The organism is Bartonella sp. CL63NXGY (assembly GCF_042194905.1).
Lineage (GTDB): Bacteria > Pseudomonadota > Alphaproteobacteria > Rhizobiales > Rhizobiaceae > Bartonella.
On sequence record NZ_JBHINK010000077.1, the window covers coordinates 1 to 823 of the forward strand.

Annotated in this window: 1 protein-coding gene; it reads left to right on the top strand. The window is 33.9% G+C overall.

Annotation, left to right across the window (positions count from 1 at the left end):
- Positions 1 to 145: 145 nt before the first annotated feature.
- A partial coding sequence (locus tag ACFIK0_RS09315) for a glycosyltransferase (RefSeq protein WP_375663899.1) occupies positions 146 to 823 on the top strand: 678 nt, incomplete at its 3' end.

An 823-nucleotide genomic window follows, 5' to 3' on the forward strand; every position in this document is an offset into this window, starting at 1 on the left:
CGCGCCGACAACTAAATAATCGTAATTCATATTCTCCATCCTATCTTCAAATAATCCATATAATTCTATCGCATTTCTGGTGAACAAACAACTTGACTAGTATATACTAAAGAAGCTCAGTAAGAATTATCCAAGGAGGATTATTATGTATAAGGGAATTATATTTGTTCCATTCATGACCGGAAAGGGTGGAACAGAAACAGTCATTCATAATTTGTTCAAAGCTTTTGATAAGAACAAAATAGACATGACGGTATATTCAATTGGAGGAAGTGAAGATTATGAATGGACAAATGGTGTCAAAGTAAAGACACAATTCATTAGTAATAATCGAAAATTGCGGACCTTATACTACTTAACGTGTTTGCCATTCAAAATTAAGAAAATCATCAAAGATCAACAGCCTGACTTTGTAATTTCCACAAATCCGGTTATGTGGTTGTTGGATAAACGGAGTATTAAATCACTTCACTTAAATGTACCTGTAATTGCCTGGTACCATTATTCTCTTTCCGAAAAACCTATTAAGCCTTTGTTTTTACAATCTGCAGACTATTTTCTGGCGATTAGCAGCGGAATTAAAAATCAACTTTCGCAGCTAAATTTTCCAACAAATAAAGTCAAGCTAATCTTTAATCCTGTAGATAGTGATTACAAGCCAATTTCTCGTCCACAAAGATCTATTAAGTTTATTTATCTAGGTCGGATAGATTACGATAAGCAAAAAAATGTCTCAGAACTAATCAAGGCTTGTCAAGATTTACGTGGTAATTGGACACTGGAGCTATATGGTGATGAGGCTAAAGGTCAACGAGTAAAATCT